Annotated in this window: 2 protein-coding genes and 2 pseudogenes; 3 read left to right on the top strand and 1 reads right to left on the bottom strand. The window is 38.1% G+C overall.

The genetic code is table 11. The features are described from left to right. Nucleotides 1-7: 7 nt before the first annotated feature. Both AC1DPK_RS34110 and AC1DPK_RS34105 read left to right on the top strand, forming a co-directional pair. Nucleotides 8-133: a WGxxGxxG family protein gene (locus AC1DPK_RS34110; protein ID WP_477513024.1), complete on the top strand. Its 126-nt coding sequence runs from the start codon at nt 8-10 to the stop codon at nt 131-133. A 204-nt stretch (nt 134-337) separates the two neighbouring features. Then, nucleotides 338-727, top strand: a pseudogene (locus AC1DPK_RS34105) (DUF3231 family protein); the annotation flags it as partial. Between the two features lie 699 nt (nt 728-1,426). Here AC1DPK_RS34105 and AC1DPK_RS34100 read toward each other — a convergent pair. Then, a complete protein-coding gene (locus AC1DPK_RS34100) occupies nt 1,427-1,699 on the bottom strand; it encodes a hypothetical protein (protein ID WP_441887057.1) in 273 nt (90 codons plus the stop codon). 69 nt (nt 1,700-1,768) lie between these two features. On the opposite strand from AC1DPK_RS34100, the pseudogene AC1DPK_RS34095 reads away from it, so the two are divergent. Beyond that, nucleotides 1,769-2,097 (top strand): annotated as a pseudogene (locus tag AC1DPK_RS34095) (IS3 family transposase); the annotation flags it as partial.

Below are 2,097 nucleotides of genomic sequence, written 5' to 3'. Positions count from 1 at the left end.
CACGGGTATGAATGCAAACAACTATCGGACAAATGCGACAACAGACGATAGAAGAAATAATTGGGGCTGGCTTGGTTTGCTTGGCTTAACGGGCTTAATCGGATTAAGAAGCCGAGATCGGGAACGTACTTAAGCAAGAATAGAGAATCGTTTTTCATGAACCCCTGCATTTAATGGGGGGTTCATTTGAGTGCAAAATAGCTTCGTTCATTTTTTCTGCCTAATTCGAAGTGTTTCCACGTATTTTTGTGAATTTCACCCTTATTCGTATTATTTCTGTGTAGTTAAGCATATTAAGTCAGTTCAAAAAATTAATGAATCAAAAGGAGCAAATCAAATGGGAATTTTAAGCGGCAATCCAAAGGATGAACCAATGCACTACGGTGAAATATTTAGTGTTTGGCAGGCTTCAACTGTAGCAAAAGGCGCTGTATCCTGTTACCAAGCATACTTAAACCAYGCTGGAGACAAAGACTTAAAAAAAATACTGGATGCTCTCATTGATCAAGCMAAGATGGARATTAAAGAATGTGATACATTGCTTACTGATAACGGAATTGCTTCCGTACCTATGATGCCTGAAAGACCCYCTGTTAAACTCGAAGACATCCCTGTAGGTGCAAGATTCTCTGATCCYGAAATTGCYGCTAAAATTGCYGCTGACACATCACTTGGACTAGTYGCWTGTAGCCAAGTTATGGGTCAGTCTATTAGAGAAGATATTGGAGGTTTTTTAATCCTCCTCATGTAATTACAAATTTCCTTTTCAAACTRCTTTGAGATTAATGTAACAWGYTTGCTACTCCCGTAATCTTCAATGTTCAACTTACCTGTATATTCCTTAACGACCATCGGACATAATAACTCAGGAGGTGAGAGCCTATGAAATGTGCATATTGTGAAAATTTAAAGCTTATAAAAGGAAGAAAAAAGTTATGTTATATWTGTGCTATCATCAAACGTTAAGAGAATGACAATCTAATCCAGTGGTCCCGTATATTAAATACGGGTCCTATAGTAATTCAATATTCACTGAATTACTTGGCACTCCATATTACATTTTGTGCAGTATCTCTTGTGGTATCTCCGCGTGTGACTGGCTTTTTGCAACAAACTGATATTTCTCCTTTTACAATTTGGCTCAAAGACATAACCTCCCACGTACAAAGATATTCATCAAATTACTTAACTCGTTCACCGTATTTTCTCGCAGCTTTACTGTTGTACAAGCTGTAAATCCGAAGATAAGAAATCATAAAATCAATATCTGATATCGTCTTTGCTTCATTGCTGAAAAAGTCACAATAGCGCTGAATAAACCGCGCCACTGTGACTTTTTCAAAAGTTAATTAATTGCTTTAAGTTCCGCTTTGGCTTGAGCAACCTTTTTTAAAGCTGGGCTGGCGCTATATTTGGTTTCCTCATATTAAAAATTATTCACGACATAGCCTTTGGCCAAATGTTCGAGAAAATGATTTACGTCCCCGTTTTTAAAATCAATAGCAACGATCATTTCTAAAATTTTTCTTTGCTCGTGCTCCGGCGTGGAATTCACAATCAAATTGATGAGGAAATCACTTTCAACCATATGTACTTTTTCGTTATGAGAAATCGAAAAAGTACGTGGTTCTAATTCCTTTTCATCAAAAAAGGTTTTCAATTTTTTCTTACTCGGGACTGACCCCATAACGTGAGACAAATCAAAACACCTTCAAGAAAATGCAACCATGTCGTAAGATATGGAGACAACCTTGGAGGTGTTTTTACGTTGGCAACAAGAGTAAGTTACCCAGTGGAAACAAAAATGAAAGCCATTGAATTGAGAATAACAGGAGTTCCAGTGAAAGAGGTCATGGAGCAGCTGAGCATACGAAATAAGACGCAATTGGAAACCTGGATGCGATGGTACCGCAAGGGCGAGTTAAACCGCTTGGAGCAACCTGTAGGCAAACAATACAGCTACGGTAAAGGACCTGAGTTTACCTCGGAACTGGAGCAAATAAAGGCGGAGAATCGGTTCTTAAAGCAACAAATAGATGTGCTAAAAAAGTACAAGGAAATGGAAAGGAGTTGTCACCAAAAATCATAGTTGAACTG

The sequence above is a fragment of the Paenibacillus sp. 01T424 genome (assembly GCF_056398745.1).
Note: the sequence above shows the minus strand (reverse complement) of the source record. Positions and strands in the feature narration are given on the sequence as shown.

Bases quoted from the DNA above. Each gene is read 5' to 3' on its own strand.
- AC1DPK_RS34110 (WP_477513024.1), top strand. From the start codon at position 8: ATGAATGCAAACAACTATCGGACAAATGCGACAACAGACGATAGAAGA.